At 75.4% G+C, this 18,223-nt stretch carries 15 protein-coding genes; 10 read left to right on the top strand and 5 right to left on the bottom strand.

All coding sequences use genetic code 11. The features are described from left to right. Window positions 1-42 precede the first annotated feature (42 nt). Window positions 43-1,566 (top strand): catalase, encoded by a 1,524-nt coding sequence (locus M1O15_RS13250; protein WP_248633996.1) that lies wholly within the window; start codon window positions 43-45, stop codon window positions 1,564-1,566. 89 nt (window positions 1,567-1,655) lie between these two features. Here the strand turns inward: M1O15_RS13250 and M1O15_RS13255 are convergent, their stop codons facing one another. The 5 genes from M1O15_RS13255 to M1O15_RS13275 all read right to left on the bottom strand — a co-directional run bounded on the left by M1O15_RS13255 (window position 1,656) and on the right by M1O15_RS13275 (window position 5,737). Then, window positions 1,656-2,591, bottom strand: coding sequence for an SDR family oxidoreductase (locus tag M1O15_RS13255; RefSeq protein ID WP_248633997.1), 936 nt, complete (start codon window positions 2,589-2,591; stop codon window positions 1,656-1,658). Between the two features lie 186 nt (window positions 2,592-2,777). After that, entirely contained in the window at window positions 2,778-3,014 is a 237-nt protein-coding gene (locus tag M1O15_RS13260) for a hypothetical protein (RefSeq protein WP_248633998.1), read from the bottom strand. A 156-nt stretch (window positions 3,015-3,170) separates the two neighbouring features. After that, complete coding sequence (locus M1O15_RS13265) at window positions 3,171-4,274, bottom strand: AI-2E family transporter (RefSeq protein ID WP_248633999.1); 1,104 nt, start codon at window positions 4,272-4,274, stop codon at window positions 3,171-3,173. 99 nt (window positions 4,275-4,373) lie between these two features. After that, window positions 4,374-5,588 carry a helix-turn-helix domain-containing protein gene (locus M1O15_RS13270; RefSeq protein WP_248634000.1) on the bottom strand — a complete coding sequence of 405 codons (1,215 nt, stop codon included), beginning with the start codon at window positions 5,586-5,588 and terminating at the stop codon, window positions 4,374-4,376. Next, a complete protein-coding gene (locus M1O15_RS13275) occupies window positions 5,585-5,737 on the bottom strand; it encodes a hypothetical protein (protein WP_248634001.1) in 153 nt (50 codons plus the stop codon). Before M1O15_RS13275 ends, M1O15_RS13270 begins: the two co-directional genes overlap by 4 nt. Before the next feature lie 184 nt (window positions 5,738-5,921). Here M1O15_RS13275 and pgfA point away from each other — a divergent pair, with 184 nt between their 5' ends. The 9 genes from pgfA (at window position 5,922) to M1O15_RS13320 (ending at window position 18,208) form a co-directional block, all read left to right on the top strand. Continuing rightward, complete coding sequence (gene pgfA, locus M1O15_RS13280) at window positions 5,922-6,896, top strand: cell envelope lipid trafficking protein PgfA (RefSeq protein ID WP_248634002.1); 975 nt, start codon at window positions 5,922-5,924, stop codon at window positions 6,894-6,896. Between the two features lie 880 nt (window positions 6,897-7,776). Next, window positions 7,777-8,997, top strand: a complete 1,221-nt coding sequence (locus tag M1O15_RS13285; protein ID WP_248634003.1) for a glycosyltransferase family 4 protein — start codon at window positions 7,777-7,779, stop codon at window positions 8,995-8,997. Continuing rightward, window positions 8,994-9,713 (top strand): class I SAM-dependent methyltransferase, encoded by a 720-nt coding sequence (locus M1O15_RS13290; protein WP_248634004.1) that lies wholly within the window; start codon window positions 8,994-8,996, stop codon window positions 9,711-9,713. Before M1O15_RS13285 ends, M1O15_RS13290 begins: the two co-directional genes overlap by 4 nt. Beyond that, window positions 9,710-14,101 (top strand): alpha-(1->3)-arabinofuranosyltransferase domain-containing protein, encoded by a 4,392-nt coding sequence (locus M1O15_RS13295; RefSeq protein WP_248634005.1) that lies wholly within the window; start codon window positions 9,710-9,712, stop codon window positions 14,099-14,101. The genes M1O15_RS13290 and M1O15_RS13295 overlap by 4 nt, the downstream gene beginning before the upstream one ends. Beyond that, window positions 14,098-15,438 carry a condensation protein gene (locus M1O15_RS13300; protein ID WP_248634006.1) on the top strand — a complete coding sequence of 447 codons (1,341 nt, stop codon included), beginning with the start codon at window positions 14,098-14,100 and terminating at the stop codon, window positions 15,436-15,438. The genes M1O15_RS13295 and M1O15_RS13300 overlap by 4 nt, the downstream gene beginning before the upstream one ends. Continuing rightward, window positions 15,435-16,253, top strand: coding sequence for a class I SAM-dependent methyltransferase (locus tag M1O15_RS13305; protein WP_248634007.1), 819 nt, complete (start codon window positions 15,435-15,437; stop codon window positions 16,251-16,253). The genes M1O15_RS13300 and M1O15_RS13305 overlap by 4 nt, the downstream gene beginning before the upstream one ends. A gap of 2 nt (window positions 16,254-16,255) precedes the next feature. After that, window positions 16,256-17,161, top strand: coding sequence for a hypothetical protein (locus tag M1O15_RS13310; RefSeq protein WP_248634008.1), 906 nt, complete (start codon window positions 16,256-16,258; stop codon window positions 17,159-17,161). 46 nt (window positions 17,162-17,207) lie between these two features. Next, a complete protein-coding gene (locus tag M1O15_RS13315; RefSeq protein WP_248634009.1) occupies window positions 17,208-17,423 on the top strand; it encodes a Trm112 family protein in 216 nt (71 codons plus the stop codon). Then, on the top strand, window positions 17,423-18,208 hold the full coding sequence (locus M1O15_RS13320; protein ID WP_248634010.1) for an FkbM family methyltransferase: 786 nt from the start codon (window positions 17,423-17,425) through the stop codon (window positions 18,206-18,208). Before M1O15_RS13315 ends, M1O15_RS13320 begins: the two co-directional genes overlap by 1 nt. The last annotated feature ends 15 nt before the right edge of the window (window positions 18,209-18,223 follow it).

The raw sequence follows: 18,223 nt of genomic DNA on the forward strand, positions 1-18,223 counted from the left end.
CGCATCACAGTGACAGGGCATGGGACAGCGGAGGAAACGGTTATGACGGAAGACGTTCGCAAGCCGACAACCATGGATTCCGGTGCACCGGTGGAGAGCGACGAGCACTCGCTCACCGTCGGACCGGGCGGTCCGATCCTGCTCCAGGACGCCTACCTGATCGAGCAGATGGCGCAGTTCAACCGGGAGCGCATCCCCGAGCGCCAGCCGCACGCCAAGGGCAGCGGCGCCTTCGGTCACTTCGAGGTGACCAACGACGTCAGCGCGTACACCAAGGCCGCGCTGTTCCAGCCGGGCATCACCACCGACCTGGTGATCCGCTTCTCCACCGTCGCCGGGGAGCGCGGGAGCCCGGACACCTGGCGCGACCCGCGCGGCTTCGCGGTGAAGTTCTACACCAGCGAGGGCAACTACGACATGGTCGGCAACAACACGCCGGTCTTCTTCGTGAAGGACCCGATGAAGTTCCAGCACTTCATCCGGTCCCAGAAGCGCCGCGCCGACAACAACCTGCGCGACCACGACATGCAGTGGGACTTCTGGACCCTCTCACCCGAGTCCGCCCACCAGGTGACCTGGCTGATGGGCGACCGCGGCATTCCGCGCACCTGGCGCCATATGAACGGCTACACCTCCCACACCTACATGTGGATCAACGCCTCCGGTGAGCGGTTCTGGGTGAAGTACCACTTCAAGACCGACCAGGGCATCGAGTTCTTCACCCAGCATGAGGCCGACCAGATGGCCGCGGCGGACACCGACTACCACACCCGGGACCTGTTCGAGCACATCCGCGACGGGGAGTACCCCAGCTGGACGCTGTATGTGCAGGTCATGCCGTACGAGGAGGCTGCGGACTACCGGTTCAACCCGTTCGACCTGACCAAGGTCTGGCCGCACGGCGACTACCCGTTGATCGAGGTCGGCCGGATGACCCTGGACCGCAACCCGACCGACAACCACGCCGAGATCGAGCAGGCCGCCTTCCAGCCGAACAACTTCGTGCCCGGCATCGGCCCCAGCCCCGACCGGATGCTGCTGGCCCGCCTGTTCTCGTACGCCGACGCGCACCGCTACCGCATCGGCGGCAACTACCAGCAGCTCCCGGTCAACGCCCCCGTGGTGGAGGTGAACACCTACTCCAAGGACGGGGCGATGGCGTACCGGAAGACCACCGACCCGGTCTACGCGCCCAACTCCAAGGGCGGCCCCGCCGCCGACACCGAGCGCTACGGCTCCCCGCCCTCCTGGTACGCCGACGGCGAGATCACCCGGGCCGCCTACGTCTCGCACGCCGAGGACGACGACTGGGGCCAGGCGGGCACCATGGTCCGCGAGGTCCTGGACGACGAGGCGCGCGACCGGCTGGTGGACAACGTGGTGGGCCACCTGCTCAACGGCGTCACCGAGCCGGTCCTGGAGCGTGCCTTCACCTACTGGTCCAACATCGACCCCAAGATCGGCGAGCGGATCCGGCAGGGCGTACGCGACAAGGCCGACGAGAAGGACCCCAAGCGCGACGAGCAGGGCAACCCGGCGCGCAGCAGCATGCAGCACAAGGCCTGACGCGGCCCCCGAGGACGCGCCAAGGACGCGCCGACGGGCTCCCGGCGGACGAACACGGTCCGCCGGGAGCCCGTCGTCGTACGCGCCTCTCAGCCGGGCGGGCGCCGCCCGGGGCCGGGGCGGCCCGAGGCGAACGCGTCCCAGTCGGCCCGCCCGCCCGCCCCCAGCAGCCGCACATCGGCCCCCAGCTCGGCAGCGGACGTGCCACGCAGCTCGCGCCGCGCGATCCGGGTGACCAGCGCCGGGAACAGCGGGCGCAGCGGCTGGCACCAGCGCAGCCAGGGCGGGGCGTGGATCCGGTGGGCGCGGTGCGCGATGCCGTCCGTGAGCCAGTCGGCCACCCGCGCGGGCGGGTGGACACGGCGGGCGAAGCCCGGCTGGTGGCGGCGGAGCGCGCGCAGCACCGGGTGGTCCTCGACGCCGGCGACCATGTCGGTGCCGGTCCAGTGGAGGTAGGCGATGCCGACGGTGACCCCGTCGGGCTCGACCTCGCCGCGCAGCGCCTGGGCGAAGGACTCCACCCCGGCCTTGGACGCGCAGTAGGCGCTCATCATGGGCGCGGAGCCGAAGGCGGCGGTGGAGGCGATCTGCAGGAAGTAGCCCCGGGTGCGGGTGAGCTGGGGGAGGAAGGCCCGGGCGGTGCTGGCGGACCCGCCGAGGTTCACGTCCACGACCCGCTGCCACAGGTCGGGGTCGGTCGCCGCGAAGGGCCCACCGGTGGCGATACCCGCGTTGGCCACCACGACCGAAGCCGGCCCGAGCCGCCGGGCCACCTCACCGGCCGCCCGGTCGAGCGCGGCACGGTCGGTGACATCCGCCTCGACGCAGAGGCCCGGTGCGGGCAGGGAGGCCGCCACCTGGCGCAGCGTCCCGTACTCAAGCCCGACCAGCGCGACCCGCATCCCCGCCGCCGACAGCCGCCGGGTGAGCGCCTCACCGACACCGCGAGCCGCCCCTGTCACCACCGCGACCCGCCCGTACAACGGCCCCCCGCGGATGCCCGCTCCCGTACTGCTGTCCCGCACGTCATGGCTCCTTCCGCGTCGGCTGCCGCCCAGGACATCGGACCTGACGAGGCCGGTACCCCTCACGGCGATCACGCCCGAACGTCCCGGCGCCCCGACGCGCGGGTGCCCCGCCTCCGGCCCGCGGCGGCTGCCGCGGGGGAGGGCGGGGCACCCGGGCATGGCCCGCCGGTGCGGCCGAACGGCTCAGAAGCCCTCGACCACGAAGCCGCCGTCATGGTCGTACCCGACGGCCTCGGCGGTGGTCAGCCCGGCCGGTCCGCCGATGTTGGAGTACCTCCCCGCGAAGCCCTCGTTCGAGTAGCCGCCGGCGGCGGACCGGTCCGGGCCGTCGTGCCGCTCGCACGCGAGTGCGGACGAAGCCCCGGCGATCGACAGGCCCACCAGGGCGACCGTGGTGACGACAGCGCTGCGAACGCGCATCTCTACCTCCTTGACAGATGCCAGTGAAACGTGCCTATCCATGCCCTCTCAGCACGCGACACGGCACCTCCCGCCCCGATATCCGTCGAATGGACGCGCCCCGGGTCCCCGTCGGCCGTCCGCCGGTCTGCTAGGAACACGGCCCGGCCGATGGTCCTACGCCGCCGGGGAGGCGGGGGCGTCCGCCGGTTCCCCGGGCGGGTCGCTGAGCTGTTCGCGGGTGTAGTTCCAGGCCACCGCGATCAGCGCGGCCACCGGGACCGCGAGGAGGCTGCCCACGACGCCGGCCAGGCTGCCGCCGAGGGTGACGGCGAGCAGGACCACCGCCGCGTGCAGTCCGAGGCCGCGGCTCTGGATCATGGGCTGGAAGACGTTTCCTTCGAGCTGCTGCACCAGGACGATGATCGCCAGCACGATCAGCGCGTCGGTCAGGCCGTTGGACACCAGGGCGATGAGCACCGCGACGAAGCCGGCGAACAGGGCGCCCACGATCGGTACGAACGCCGAGACGAAGGTCAGCACGGCCAGCGGCAGCACCAGGGGCACGCCCACGATCCACAGGCCCAGGCCGATGAAGACGGCGTCGAGCAGGCCGACGAAGGCCTGGGAGCGGACGAAGGAGCCCAGGGTGTTCCAGCCGCGCTCGGTCACCACCGGGAGGTGGACGGCGAGCCGGCCGGGGAGCTGGCGGGTCAGCCAGGGCAGGAAGCGGGGGCCGTCCTTGAGGAAGAAGAACATCAGGAAGAGCGCCAGGACGGTGGTGACGATGCCGTTGAACACGGTGCTCACCCCCGTGACGACGGTGGTGACCGCGCTGCCCACGCTGTCCTGCAGCCGGGCGATCCCGGAGTCCATGGCCTTGGTGATCTGGTCGTCGCCGATGTTCAGCGGCGGACCGGCGGCCCAGTCGCGTACGGTCTTCAGACCCTCGACCACGCCGTCGCCCAGCTCGGCGGACTCCGACGCCACCGGCACCACGATCAGCGCCAGGATGCCGGCCGCGGCCAGCAGGAAGAGGACGGTCACCACCGACGCGGCCAGGGCGGGCGGCCAGCCGCGCCGGCGCAGGAAGCGGGCCGGCGGCCAGGTCAGGGTGGTGAGGAGCAGGCCCACCACGAGCGGCCAGACGATCGACCACATCCGGCCCAGCAGCCACAAGGCCGCGGCCGCCAGCACCAGGACCAGCAGCAGGTCGAGGGAGACACGGGCCGAAGTGCGGAGCGCCGCGGCGGTTTTTCTGGAGCTCAGGGTGGCAGGCATGCCGTCACCCTATGGGGGCGGTGCCCACCCTCCGGGGGACGGGGGGCGTCCCCGTGCCTCGGCACCGCCACCGCCGGGGCGCCCCCGGCCCCGCCGCCGTCACTCCGTACCGCGGCGCAGCCGGCGGGCGCGGAGCAGGAGGAGCATCTCGAAGCGGCGGTCCGGGTCGTCGAGCGCGTCGCCCCACAGCTCACGGACCTGGCGCAGCCGGGCGCGGGCGGTCTGCGGGTGGACGTCCAGCCGTTGGGCGACCTCGGGGGCACCGCCGGTGGTCTCGATCCAGGCCAGCAGGGTGGCGGCGGTGCGATCGGCCTGCGCGGGGCTCATCGCGTCCAGCGGGGCGAGCCGGCGGGCCGCCGCCGCGTCGATCAGCTCCAGGGAGGGGAGGAGGAGCAACTCCTGCGTGTGGTCGGTGCAGTTGAGTACGCGGCCGGCGGGCAGGGCGCCGCCCTCGACCAGCCGTACCGCGGTCGCCGCCCAGCGCAGCGAGACCGCGGCCCGGGCGAGCGGCACCACCGGACCGAGCGCCCCGGACCAGCCCGCGGCGGCCCGCTCCACCAGGTCCAGCCGCCCCGGGGTGTCCGGCTCGGGCACCACGATCCGGGGCTGCTCGGCGTCCATGTCGAGCAGGATCTCCTCGCCGACCGCCGGGGCGACGGCCTCCCGGGCGGGGCGCACCAGCAGCCCGACGCAGACCGTCTCGGGCAGCTCCCAGCCGACCCGGGCGGCGCGTTCGCCGAGCACCGCCGCCGGGTCGGCGTGGTGCTCGGTGAGCAGCAGGTCGATCAGCTGCTTCTGCAACCGCAGCCGCTCCCCGGCCCGGCGCGCGGCCGCCTCGGCGTAGCCGCGTACCGACTGCTCCACCAGCCCGTCCAGATACTCGAACCCGGACTCGGCCAGCTCGTACATGGCCGGGGCGGCGATCCCGACCTGCTGGCCGATGTCCGCGAACCGGCGCCAGGAGAGGCGGACCCCGAGGCGGTAGACCGCCTGCAGGGAGTCCAGGCTGCGCCCCACCCGTACCTCCCCCCGCCCGAACTGCTGGAACATCGCCGGCGGCACACGCGGGTTCTGCGTCCCGGCGGCGAGGTGCTGGACGAAGCCCTCGATGGCGCGGCGGATGCCGACCAGCGCCAGCGGCTCACCGGTCTCGTCCTCCACCAGCCGCAGATGGGGGAAGTCCTGGCGGATCTCGCGCAGGATGGCGTGCGCCAGCTCGTCGGACTCGGCCAGCACCCGGTGGGCGAACTCGTCCACCTGCCGGGGCGGCACCTCGCTCCAGGCGCTGCGGCTGAGCGGCCGGTGCGTGGTCATCGGCCGGTGGGGGAGGTGTCGTAGCTGATCAGCGGGGTGTTGGGCTGCTCGGGAGGGGCGTCGAGCAGGGCCACCACGGCGAAGGCGGCGGCGACGGCGAGGGCCGCGGCGGCCACCACGGTGATCGCGACGGCGGTCAGGGTGCGCATGGGCGGGTCTCCTTGCAGGCGGCTCGTCCCACGAAGCGGCCGGCCCCCACCGGCGAATGGCCCAGTGTCATCAGCTCATTGACGCGGAGTCAAGGGCAGGCCTACGGTCGGGTCCGGAAATCACGGGCTGACCGGCCCGGGGTCCGTGCGCCTCCCTCGACAGCCTCGTCCAGGAGTTGCCCGGATGCGCCGCACCGCCTTCACCCTGCCCCTCGCCCTGCTGGGCGCCGGGGTGTTCCTCCTCGTCCTCGCCCCGCTGCTGGCCGGCCATGTGCTGCCGCACGCCAAGCGCACCCCCGTCGACACCGACACCACCACCATCTTCACCGGCACCGGCAGCTACTTCGACACCTCGGCGCTGAAGACCGTGGACGACCGGCGCCTCACCATCACCCGCCAGGTGCGCGGCGATGTCGCCGACAGCCTGCGCAGCGGGAACGCGGTCTGGGACGTGTCCACCTCGGTCGACGCCGACCACACCCTGCCCGCCACCGACGTACGGGACTCCCTCCAGTGGACGCTGGAGCGCTGGGTCACCGACCGCGCCACCAACGAGCCGGTGCACTGCTGCGAGGAGACCCCGGTCTTCGACGGCGAGGCCTATCTGAAGTTCCCCTTCGACGTGGAGGAACGCTCCTACCGCTGGTGGGACGGCACCCTGGGCGCGGCCGTCCGGCTCGGCTACGCGGGCCGGACCCGGGTCCAGGGGTACGAGGGGCTGCGCTTCACCGGCAGCGTCGAGCCGACCCGCACCGGGGTGCGCCAGGTGCCCGGACGGCTGGTGGGGCGCCCCCGCACCCCGCAGGTGCTGGCCGAGGAGTGGTACGCCAACAGCGGGATCGAGCTGGTGGTGGACCAGGCCACCGGGCGCATCGTCTTCGCGGCCATCGGCCCGCGCAAGACCCTGCGGGCGCCCGGCGCGAAGAAGGACGCGGTGGTGCTGCTGGACAGCGACCGGCTGGCCTTCACCGCCGCCACCCAGCGCCACCAGGTGGCCCTGGCCTCGGCGGACAGCCGCCGGCTCGCGCTGCTGGGCACCACGGTCCCGCTCGCGGGCGCCATCCTCGGCGTGCTCCTCACCGCCGGTGGCACGGTGCTGCTCGTCCGCGCCGGGCGGCGCCGGCGGGTGGCCGAGGCGGCGCCGGACCAGCTCACCTGACGGACCCGATGCTCACCTGAGGACGAAAAACGGCGCCCATGTGGTGGTCGAAGTTGTCATACCGGTGAGTAGCCGCGGCTGGAACCACCCCGGACACTGGCCGGACCACTGAGCACGCCCCCACCGGTCACCCGTCCCTGCCCCCGACCCCGCCCGCCCGTACCCGCCCTCTCCCGCCGGCCCCCGGCGCCTCACCCCGACCTTCACCCGCACCCCGGCGGACCCACCGCCTCGCCACCGCCCCGGCCCCGTCGCGGCCCTCGGGCGGCGCCGCGCCCCGCCGCGCCCCGGCCGGCACCTCGCGGCCCCCGACACGTTGGAGCACCGCATGCCCCGGCACGTCCCCTCCCCACGCACCGGCCCGCAGCCCACCCGCACCCCCGGCCCCCGGCCCGGTACGTCCGCAGCCACCGCCACCGAACCCGCGCCCGGCCCCCTGACCGGCCCGCCACCCGGCCCGGCATCCGACACCCTGAGCGCCGCCGCACCGGGTCCGGTGTCCGACGCCCGGGCGGGTGCCCTGGCTGGTCCGGTGTCCGACGCCCTGGCCGGGTCTTCGGCTGGTCCGGTGTCCGACGCCCGGGCGGGTGCCGCACCGGGTCCGGCGTCCGACGCCCGGGCCGGTGCCCTGGCTGGTCCGGTGGCCGATGCCTTGGCCGGGTCTTCGGCTGGTCCGGTGGCCGACGCCCGGGCCGGTGCCCTGGCTGGTCCGGTATCCGACGCCTTGGCCGGGCCCTCGGCTGGTCCCGCCTCGGACCCCGCGGCCGTTCTCCCAGCCGCCCCCGTGGCCGGGGCCGTGTCCGGCCCCACGGCCGGTGTCCTGTCCGGTCCCGCCGCCGGGCCCCTGGCCGACCCCGCTGCCGGTTCCCCCGCCGGTGGCATGACCGGACCGCTGTCCGGCCGCGGGACCGGACGGCTGTCCGACCCCGCCGCCGAGCGGGCCGGGCGGACGACGGCCGGGCCGCGGCATATCGTCTTCCTCGCCCACCGCGATCTGTCCCATCCCTCGGCCGGCGGCTCGGAGTTGCTGGTGGACCAGCTGGCGCGGGGGCTGGTGGCCGAGGGGCACCAGGTGACGCTGCTCTGCGGTGGCCCGGCCGTGCACCGGTCCTACCGGGTGGTGTCCGCCGGGTCCGACCTCGGCCACTTCCTCGGCGCGCGCCGGGCCTTCGCCCGCCAGGTCGGCTCCTGCGACCTGCTGGTCGAGGTCTGCAACGGCATGCCGTATCTGGCCCCGCTCTGGCATGACGGGCCCACCCTCTGCCTGGTCAACCACGTCCACACCGACCTGTGGGGGATGCGCTTCCCCCGCCCGCTGGCCCGGGCCGGGCGGTTGCTGGAGCACTGGGCGCTGGCCCGGGCGCACGCCGGGAACCTGCTGGTCGCCGTCTCCCCGTCGACCGCCGCCGCCTTGCGCGGAATCGGCGTGCCGGGCGACCGGATCCGGCTGGTCCCCAACGGGGTCAGCGAACCCCGGGTCACGGCCCCGCGCGCGGCCGAGCCGGTCTTCACCGCCCTGGGCCGGCTGGTCGACTACAAGCGGGTCGACATGCTGCTGCGGCTGTGGGAGCGGGTGCGGCCGGTGACCGGCGGCCGGCTGGTCATCGCCGGGGACGGTCCCGAGCGGGCCCGGCTGGAGCGGATGGCCGGGCCCGGTGTGGAGTTCACCGGCCATGTCACCGAGGAGGCCAAGCACAAGCTGCTCGCCGCCTCCTGGCTGCTGCTGCACCCGGCCGCGGTGGAGGGCTGGGGCCTGGTCGTCACCGAGGCGGCCACCCACGCCACCCCGACCCTCGCCTTCGACGTCCCCGGACTGCGGGACTCCGTGGTGGACGGGGTCACCGGGCTGCTGGCCCGCGGCGAGTCCTCGTTCGCCGCCGCCTGGTGCGCGCTGGCCCTGGACCACGAGCGGCGCCTCGCCATGGGCCGGGCCGCCGCCGAACACGCCGAGGCCTACCGCTGGCACGCCACGGTCCGCCGGTTCCGCGCCGTCGCGCTGGAGGCCGCCGGCGCCGCGATGCCGGAGGCCGTGCCCGTACGGGAAGGGGCGCGGCTCGCCGAGACGGCGCCGCTCCGGACGGGCGGCGGTGCCCGCGCGTGAAGGACCCCTCGTTCCACCGCTCCCTCACCCTCTTCCGCGCCTTCCTGCGCGAGCAGCAGGACCCGGCGGCCGTCTACGACCTGCTGGCCCGGGACGCCGCCGACCAGGTCGAGCGGTATCTGCGGGTCCACGGCCGGACGGTCGTCGACATCGGCGGCGGACGCGGCCACTTCACCGCCGAGTTCCGCCGGCGCGGCGCGCACGGCTACCTCTTCGAACCGGACGCCGCCGAACTGACCGACGCCCCCGCCGGAGCGGCGGTACGGGCCGACGGTTATCTGCTGCCGCTCGCCGACGGCGCCGCCGACGTCTGCTTCTCCTCCAACGTCCTGGAGCACGTGGCCGACCCCGCCACCTTCCTCAGCGAGATGGTGCGGGTCACCCGGCCCGGCGGCATGGTCTACCTCTCCTTCACCAACTGGCTCTCCCCCTGGGGCGGCCACGAGTGGGCGCCCTGGCACTACCTCGGCGCCGAGCGGGCCTGCCGGCGCTACGAGCGGCGCACCGGACGCACCGCCAAGCACCGCCTCGGCGTCAACCTCTTCCCGGTCGGGGTCGGCCGGACCCTGCGCCAGGTCCGCGCCCGGACCGACGTACGGATCGTCACCGCCCGCTCGCGCTACTGGCCGCTGCTCCCCGAACTCGCGCCCCGGCTGCCGGTGGTGCGCGAGTTCGCCACCTGGAACCTCCTCCTCATCCTCCGGCGGTGCCCATGACCAGCACACTGCACATCCGTCCGCCCGCCGCGCCGCCCGGCCGCCCCGACCCCGGCCCCGCCCGGCCGCCCGGCCCGCGCCCGCGCTCCCGGCGCTGGCTGGCCGGCTTCTGGGCCGTGGTGTTCGCCGCCTTCCTGGCCGCCGCGCCCGGACGGATGACCTTCGACACCAAACTCGGTGTGGTCACCGACCCCTGGGGCTTCCTCGCCGACCTCGGCACCCTCTGGCACGACCGGGCCGGCTTCGGCGGCATCGCCGACCAGTACATCGGCTACGCCATCCCGATGCTGCCCTTCCACGCCGCGGCCGACCTCGTCGGACTGCCCGTCTGGCTCAGCCAGCGGTTGTGGCTCTCCCTGGTGGTGTCCGCCGCGTTCTGGGGCGCGCTGCGGCTGGCCGAACGCCTCGCGGTGGGCTCCGACCGCAGCCGGCTGCTCGCCGCCGCCGTCTACGCGCTGTGGCCCACGTACACCACGGTGGTCGGCTCCACCTCCGCCGCCGCGCTGCCCGGCGCCCTGCTGCCCTGGGTGCTGCTGCCGCTGACCGACCCCCGGCTCAGCCCCCGGCTCGCCGCCGCCCGCTCCGCGCTGCTCATCCCCCTGATGGGCGGCGTCAACGCGGCCTCCACCCTGGCCTCGCTGTTGCCCGCCGGGCTCTATCTGCTCAGCCGCCCCGGCGGCCCGCGCAAACGGGCCCTGATCGCCTGGTGGACCCCGCTGGTCATCGCCGCCACCGCCTGGTGGACCGTCCCGCTGCTGCTGCTCGGCGGATACGGCGAGAACTTCATGCCGTACGTGGAGACCGCCCGCACCACCACCTCCACCATGTCCGCCACCGAACTGCTGCGCGGCGCCGGGAACTGGGTGGGCTACCTGAACTTCGGCGACCCCTGGCTGCCGGCCGGCTGGGCCGTCGCCACCTCGGCCCTGGTCATCGGCTGCTCCGCGCTCGCCGCCGCCCTGGGCCTGGCCGGACTCGCCCGCCGCGACCTGCCCGAACGGCGCTGGCTGGTGCTCACCGTGCTCACCGTCGCCCTGATCACCCTGGCCGGCTACGGCGGCGCCCTCGGCGCGCCGTTCCACGGATCCGTACAGCAGTGGCTGGACGGGACCCTGGCCCCGTTCCGCAACATCTACAAGTTCCAGACCGCCCTCGCCCTCGCCCTGGTCCTCGGCCTCGCCCACCTCATCGCGGGAGCCGCCGAAGCCCCCGGAGCCACCGCCGGGGCCGCCGTCCGCTCCACCGGGGCCCGCGTCCGCCGCCACCTGCCCGCGCTCGCCGCGCTGCTGGTGCTGCCCGGTCTCTTCCTGCCCTACCTCGACGGCCGGGTCCTCCAGCCCGGCTCCTTCCGCCAACTGCCCGCCTACTGGCAGACCACCGCCGACTGGCTGGCGAAGAACGCGCCAAAGGACCGCGCACTGGTGGTGCCCGCCACCGCGCACGGCATCTACACCTGGGGCTCGCCCATCGACCAGCCGCTGCACGCGCTGGCCCGCTCGCCCTGGGCCCAGCGCGACTACGTGCCCTTCGGCACCCCCGGCAACCGGCGCGCCATGGACGCCGTCGAACAGGCCCTCACCTCCGGCGGCGAGGTCCCCGGACTCGCCGCCTACCTCAACCGGGCCGGGCTGCGCCATGTCGTCGTCCGCAACGACCTCGACCCCGACCAGCTCGGCTACGTCCCCACCGCCACCGTCGTCCGCACCCTGGAGGCCTCCGGCTTCCGCCGGGTCGCCGGCTTCGGCCCGGTCACCACCGGCGGCCGGATCGCCGACGACACCCCCGTGCAGGTGGAGGCCCTCTATCCGCGCCGCCGCGCCGTGGAGGTCTACGCCCCGCCGGCCGCGCTGCCCGCGCCCGGACCGGCCCGCCTCACCCCGGTCGCCGGCACCGCCGTGGTCAGCGGCGGCCCCGAGACCCTGCTCCCGCTCTCCGCCGGCGACACCCTCACCGGCCGGCCCGCGGTCCTCACCGGCGACGCCCACCCCGGCGTCGACAAGCCCCCGGTGTACGCCTCCGGGGACGGGATGCGGCGCGCCGACACCCGCTTCGGACTGGTCAACTCCGGCACCTCGCACACCTACACCGCCGACGAGCGCAACCCCGCCGAGGCGGTCCAGGACCCCGGGGCCGTACCCCGGCAGATCCTCCCCCTCCGCGGCACCGGCCACCAGACCACCGCCGTACTGCGCGGAGCCGCCTCGGTCACCGCCTCCTCCGTCGGCAACTGGCTCTTCCACCTGCCCCAGTACGACCCGGTCGGCGCCTTCGACGGCAACCCCGACACCGGCTGGGCCGAGGGCTCACCCGCCGACCCCGAAGGCGAGTGGGTACGCGTCGAGTTCACCGGCCGCACCGCCGTCCCGGCCACCATCCGGCTCACCCCGCTGCCCGGCGGGGACGTCCGCGCCGCGCCGACCGTCGTCCGGGTGGAGACCGACCTCGGCCACCGCGACAGCCCGCTGCGTCCCGACGGCACCCCGCAGGACGTGCCGGCCCCACCCGGCCAGGCCGCCTGGCTGAAGGTCACCATCCTCGACTCCCAGCAGGGGCGGCCCGGACTCACCGGCGCCGGGTTCAGCGAGATCACCGTCCCCGGACTCCAGGTCAGCCGCACCCTGGCGCTGCCCGCCGACACCCCCGACGAGCCGGGCGACTCCGTCGTCTACACCCTCAACCGGGGCTCCGACCCGGGCGGACTCTCCGCCGTCACCGCCGAGACCGGACTGCACCGGCAGTTCGAGGCGGTCCGCGAGGGCGACTACACCGTGCGCGCCACCGCCCTGCCGGTGCCCGGCGACGCCCTGGACCAGCTGCTGTACAAGCTCACCGGACGGCAGCGGCAGATCACCGTCACCGCCGACTCCACCGCCCGGCTGGGCACCGCCCTCTCCCCGCGCAACCTCACCGACGGCGACCTCACCACCGCCTGGATCGCCGGTGAACGCCCGGTCCTGCGGCTGCGCTGGCCCGAGCGGACCTCGGTCGGCGAGATCGTCTTCGCCGCCGCCGGCGGGCTCTCCACCCGCCCCGAGCAGGTGCAGATCAGCTCCCCGGACGGCACCGCGATCGCCTCCGTGGACGAGAACGGCATGGCCCGCTTCGCCCCCATCAGCACCGACCGGATGGACATCACCATCTCCCGGCGCGCCCCGCTGACCCTGCACAACCCGGTCGCCGACGACCGGCTGCAACTCCCGGTCGGGCTCAGCGAGGTGTACATCCCGGCGCTGGAGAAGTTCCGCTCCCCGCAGCCCGACCCCGGCACCCGGTTCAGTCTGCCCTGCGGCCAGGGCCCGATCCTCTCGGTGGACGGGCGGTTCCTCGCCACCCGCGCCGAGGGCCGGGTCCGCGACCTGACCGAGCGCCGGCCGATCGAGGTCACCCCCTGCACCGAGGGCGGCGCGGTCGCGCTGGACCGCCGCACCCACACCGTCCAGGCCGGGGACAGCGGGCCGCTCGCCCTCACCTCGGTCACCCTCAGCACCGGAGACCCGGCTCCCGAGCCGGCCACCCGCTCGCTGGGCGAGCTGACCGGCGACGCGGACCGCCGCACCGTCCGGGTCGGCGCGGGCGCCGCCTCCTACCTCCAGCTCCATGAGAACGCCAACCGAGGCTGGCGGGCCACCCTCGACGGCAAGGAGCTGGAGCCGGTGCGGCTGGACGGCTGGCAGCAGGGCTGGCTGGTGCCCGCCGGATCCGGCGGCACGGTCACCCTGGAGTACGCCCCCGCCACCCTCTACCAGGCCGGGCTGATCGGCGCCGGGGTGCTGCTGCTCGCCCTCGCCGCGCTGGCCGTGGGACGCCGCCGCCCGGCCGCCCCCGACCAGGCCGCTGCGCTCACCGAGGCGCCGCCCGGCCCGGGGCTGCTGCTGGGCTGCCTGGTGCTGACGGCGGCGGCCGTGATCGTGGCGGGGCCGCTCGCCCTGCTGGTCCCGCTGCTGGCGGTGGTGGCCTGGCTGCGGCCCGGACTGCTGGCCCTGGTGGCGTTCGGGGCGATGGCGGCGGCCGGAGTGGTCGCCGCGCTCGGCGCCGACGACGGCTTCGCCACCGACCGGGGCGCCTTCGGCAGCACGGCCCAACTGCTGGCGCTGCTCGCCCTCTTCGCCGCCCTGGTGACCGTCGGCCCGATCCGCCCGCGCGGGCTGCACCGGGCCGGTGAGCCGGACGAGCGGCCCGACCGCGGTTTCCCGAGGGAAACGGGCGGCTCGCACCGGGAAACGAGCGGCCGGGACCGGGAAACGACCGGTCGGGACCGGGAGACGGAGGAAACCCCCAAGGAAACGGGGGAAACGAACCCGGAAGCGGTCAGGGAAACGAACGCGGAGACGGACACCCGGACGGACACGGCCCGCGGGCAGCAGCACAACCCGAGGAGTACGCCATGACCGCCACCCACCAGCAGCATTCCGCCCGGCCGGGCGGACCGCCGCGACGGCTGCCGTTCCCGGTGGTGGACGAGATCGCCCGGCACTGCGCCGACCCGGACGAGCCCGACACCGTCCATATCGAGATCCATCTGCCCGGGCGGCCCGACCCGGAGCGGCTGCGGGCCGCCGTCGCCACCGCCCTCACCCGCCATCCACGTGCCCTGGTCCGCCAGCGGGCACCCCGGCCCCTCGCCCTGCGCTATGCCTGGGAGCTGACCGGCGCGCCCGACACCGAGGTGGTCGCCTTCCCGCCACGGGCGGCCGGGGCGCTGGCCGCCGCACGCGTGCGGGCCCTGGCCGAACCACCACCGCTGACCGCCTCCCCGCCGCTGCGGCTCGATGTGGTCGAGGAGCCCGAACGGCCCGGCTGCGTCCTGCTGTTCACCCTCCACCACGCGGCCATGGACGGACCGGCCTGCCTGCGGATCGCGGCCACCGCCGCCGAGGTGTACGCGGGCGGGGCCCCGCCCGCCGCCGAGCCACCGCCCCGGTCCGCACCGGCCGGCGGCGGCACGGGCGGCCTCCCGGCCGGCGCCCGACCGCCCCGTACCCCCGGCCGCCCCGCCCGGGTGGCCGCCGGGCACCCGGGACCGCCCGCCCCCGGCAACGGCATGCTGGTCTGCGAACTGCCGGTGCCCCGCCGGGCACCCGGCTCCGGCCATACCGTCAACGACCAGCTGCTGGTGGCGACCGCGCTCACGGTCGCCGACTGGAACCGGCGCCAGGGCCAGGCCCAGGACCGGCCGGTGCGGATCACCATGCCGGTGGACGACCGCCCGCGCGGCCCGGGGATGCCGATCGGCAACGGCACCCGGCTGGTCGAGGTGGCCTACTCCGCGGCGGAGACCGCCCCCGGGACGGACCCGGCCGTGCTGCTCGCCCGCACCGCCGAACGCACCCGGCTGCTGAAGACGCTGCCCCGCCGCCCGCTCGGGCTGGGCGCCGCGCTGCTCACCGCTCCGGTCGCCCCGGTGGCCGTCCGGGCGCGCGCCACCCGGGCGCTGCGGCGACTCGCCGCGCCCTGGACCTCGACCACCCTGCTCAGCAACATCGGCCGCGTCCCCTATCCGCTGGACTTCGGCGACGCGGGCCGGGCCGAGCGGGTCTGGTTCTCCGCGCCCGCCCGGATGCCGCGCGGGCTCACCTTCACCACCGCCTCCACCGGCGGGCGGCTCCATCTGGTGCTGCGCTGGTCCCGGGCCCTGCTCGGCGCGGAGGACGCCGAGGTGCTCCGCGAGCTGTTCACCCGCCATCTGGCCGCCACCGGCGCCCCGGCCCAGGGGGAGACACCATGACCGAGGCAACCCAGGCAACGACCGGGGAAACCAAGGAAACCGAGGCAAACGGAGCGACCGGCACCACCGAGGCCGCCGGGGCCCGGCCCGTCGTCCAGGGCCTACGGGACTTCTACGAGGACCCGGCCGTCCCCGTGGCCTCGGGCGACGCCCGCTCCCGCCGCCAGGCCGCACTGCTGGCCGCCGCGCTCGGCCCGCCCGCCGCGTACGGTCCGGACGGGGCGCTCGTCCTCGACATCGGCTGCGGCGACGGCACCGCCGCGGCCGCCGCGGCACCCCTGCTCACCGGCCACCGGCTGGTCGGCGTCGACTGGTCGCAGGACGCCCTGCGCCGGGCCCGCACCCGGGTCGACCGGGTGGTGCGCGGCGAACTGGACGGCGGCGGGCTGCCGCTGGCGGACGGCTGCGCGGACGCCGTGCTGTTCAGCGAGGTCATCGAGCACCTGGTCGACCCGGACGCCGCCCTGGACGAGCTGCGCCGGGTGCTGCGGCCCGGGGGCCATCTGATGCTCTCCACCCCCAACCTGGCCGCCTGGTACAACCGGGCGCTGCTGCTGGCCGGGGTGCAGCCGGTGTTCTCGGAGGTCAGCCTGCGCGCCGTGCACGGCCGCCCGGGCCGGGAGGTGGTGGGCCATCTGCGCCTCTACACCGCCCGCGCACTGCGCTCCTTCCTCCAGGCCGCCGGCTTCGCCGAGGTCCGTATCGCCGGTGCGCCCTTCCACGGGGTGCCGCGCGGGCTGCGGCTGGCCGACCGGGTGGCCTGCGCCGTCCCCTCGGCCGCGTCGATCCTGCTGGCGCACGCCCGGCGGCGGTAGCCGTGTGGTGGGGCGTGGCGGCCGCGCTGCTCGCCAACGCGCTGTACAGCGTGGGCTTCGTCCTGCAGAAGCGGGCGCTGGGGCGGCTGCCGGAGCTGTCCGCCGCCCGCCCGCTGCGTACCGTGCTCACCCTGGCGGCCAGTCCGGCCTGGCTGGCCGGATCCCTGGCCCTGGCCGCCGGGTTCGGCGCCCAGCTGGCCGTCTACCGCACCCTGCCGATCGCCGCCGCCCAGGGCATCTTCGTCTCCGGCCTGGTGCTGCTCCTGCTGCTCTCCTCGGCGGTCCTCGGCGAGCGGACCTCGGGCCGGGAGCGGAACGCCCTGCCGGCGGTGCTCGCCGCCCTGGTCATGGTCGTCGCCTCGCTCCGCGACGGGGACGGCGTCGGCCGCACGGCGCCCTGGCCGACCGTGCTGCTGGTCTGCCTGCCCGCGCTCGCCGCCGGGATCTGGCTGTACGGGAGGGTGGACCAGCGGGCCCGCCGGCCACACCGGATGCCGACCAGCGGCATCGGCTACGGGGTGGCGGTCGGGCTGCTGTACGGCGTCAGCTCGCTGGCGGTCAAGGGCGCCTCCTCGCTCCCGTACGGCGACGGCCCGGTGGCCGCCGCACGGGCCCTGGCGGCCTCCCCGTACCCGTATCTGCTGCTCTGCACGGCCGCCGCCGGGCTGGTGATGTCCCAGGCGGCGCTGCAACGCTGCCGGGCCTCGCTGATCGTGCCCGTCTGCACCACCGTCAGCTGCGTCTTCGCCGCCGTCCTCGGCACCTTCGCCTTCGGCGAGTCGCTGCCCGCGGAGCCCCTGCCGCTGGCGCTCAGACTGGCCGGGACGGCTCTCGCGCTGGGCGTCCTGCTGGCCCTGCCGCGCCATGACGTCCCGGCCCCGGCCGCACCCCTCCACCCGCACACCTGACCTCAGCACCCGCGAGATCCGCCCCCTCCCCGTGAAGGAGCCCGCCATGTCCCCCGACGATCCGCTGCTCGGCATCCTGGTCTGCCCGCTGGACAAGGGCCCGCTGACCCTGCTGCCCACCCAGGACGCCCTGGTCAACCCGCGGTTGAAGCTGCGCTATCCGATCGTGGACGGCATCCCGCAGCTGCTCCCCTCCTCCGGGACACCGCTGGCCGACACCGCTGCCGCGGCCGCCGACCGCGCGTCCCGGACGGAGGGCTGATGGGCACCCTCGCCGCCTCCGTCGCCGCCCGCCTGCCCACCGGACTGGTCGGCGCCACCGCCCGGGCCCTGTACCCGAGGCTGGAACCCGAACTGGCCCGGCTCGCCGACTACTGCCCGGCCGGCGGCACCGCCATCGACCTGGGCGGCTGGTTCGGGCCCTGGTCGCGGCGGCTGGCCGACCGCTGCACCCGGGTGGTCACCGTGGAACCGGTCCCGCATCTGGCGGCCCACCTCCGGGCGGCCCTGCCCGCCAACGTCCGGGTGGTGCAGGCCGCCGCCTCCGACCGGGAGGGCACCGCCGAGCTGTGGCTGCCGGACGGCGACAACGGGGACCGCGGCCTCTCCTCGCTGACCCGCGCCGGGGTCCACGGACACAGCGTCGAGGTGCCCACGGTGACCGTGGACAGCCTCGGCGTACGGGACGTGGTCTTCATCAAGGTGGACACCGACGGCGGCGAACTGGCCGCCCTGCGCGGGGCCCGGGGCGTGCTGGACCGGCGGCGCCCGGCGCTGCTGGTGGAACTGGAGACCCGTATCCGGCCCATCAGCCCCGTGGTGGACCTGCTGGCGACGAAGCACGGCTACGCGGGCTGGGTGCTGCTCTCCGACGGCTGGCGCCCGCTCACCGGCTTCGACCTCCCCGCCTACCAGCGCCGCACCGAGCACCTGGTGCACCGCGGCATGCTCCGGCGCACCCTCGCCCCCGGCCGGGAGCGGTACGTCAACTCGGTGCTCTTCCTGCCCGAGGGCCGGACCCCCGGGGCGGTGCGCCGGCTGCCGTGACCGGGTCGGCGGGGG

The sequence above is a fragment of the Streptomyces lichenis genome (genome assembly GCF_023218175.1).
GTDB classification, from domain to species: Bacteria; Actinomycetota; Actinomycetes; order Streptomycetales; family Streptomycetaceae; genus Streptomyces; species Streptomyces lichenis.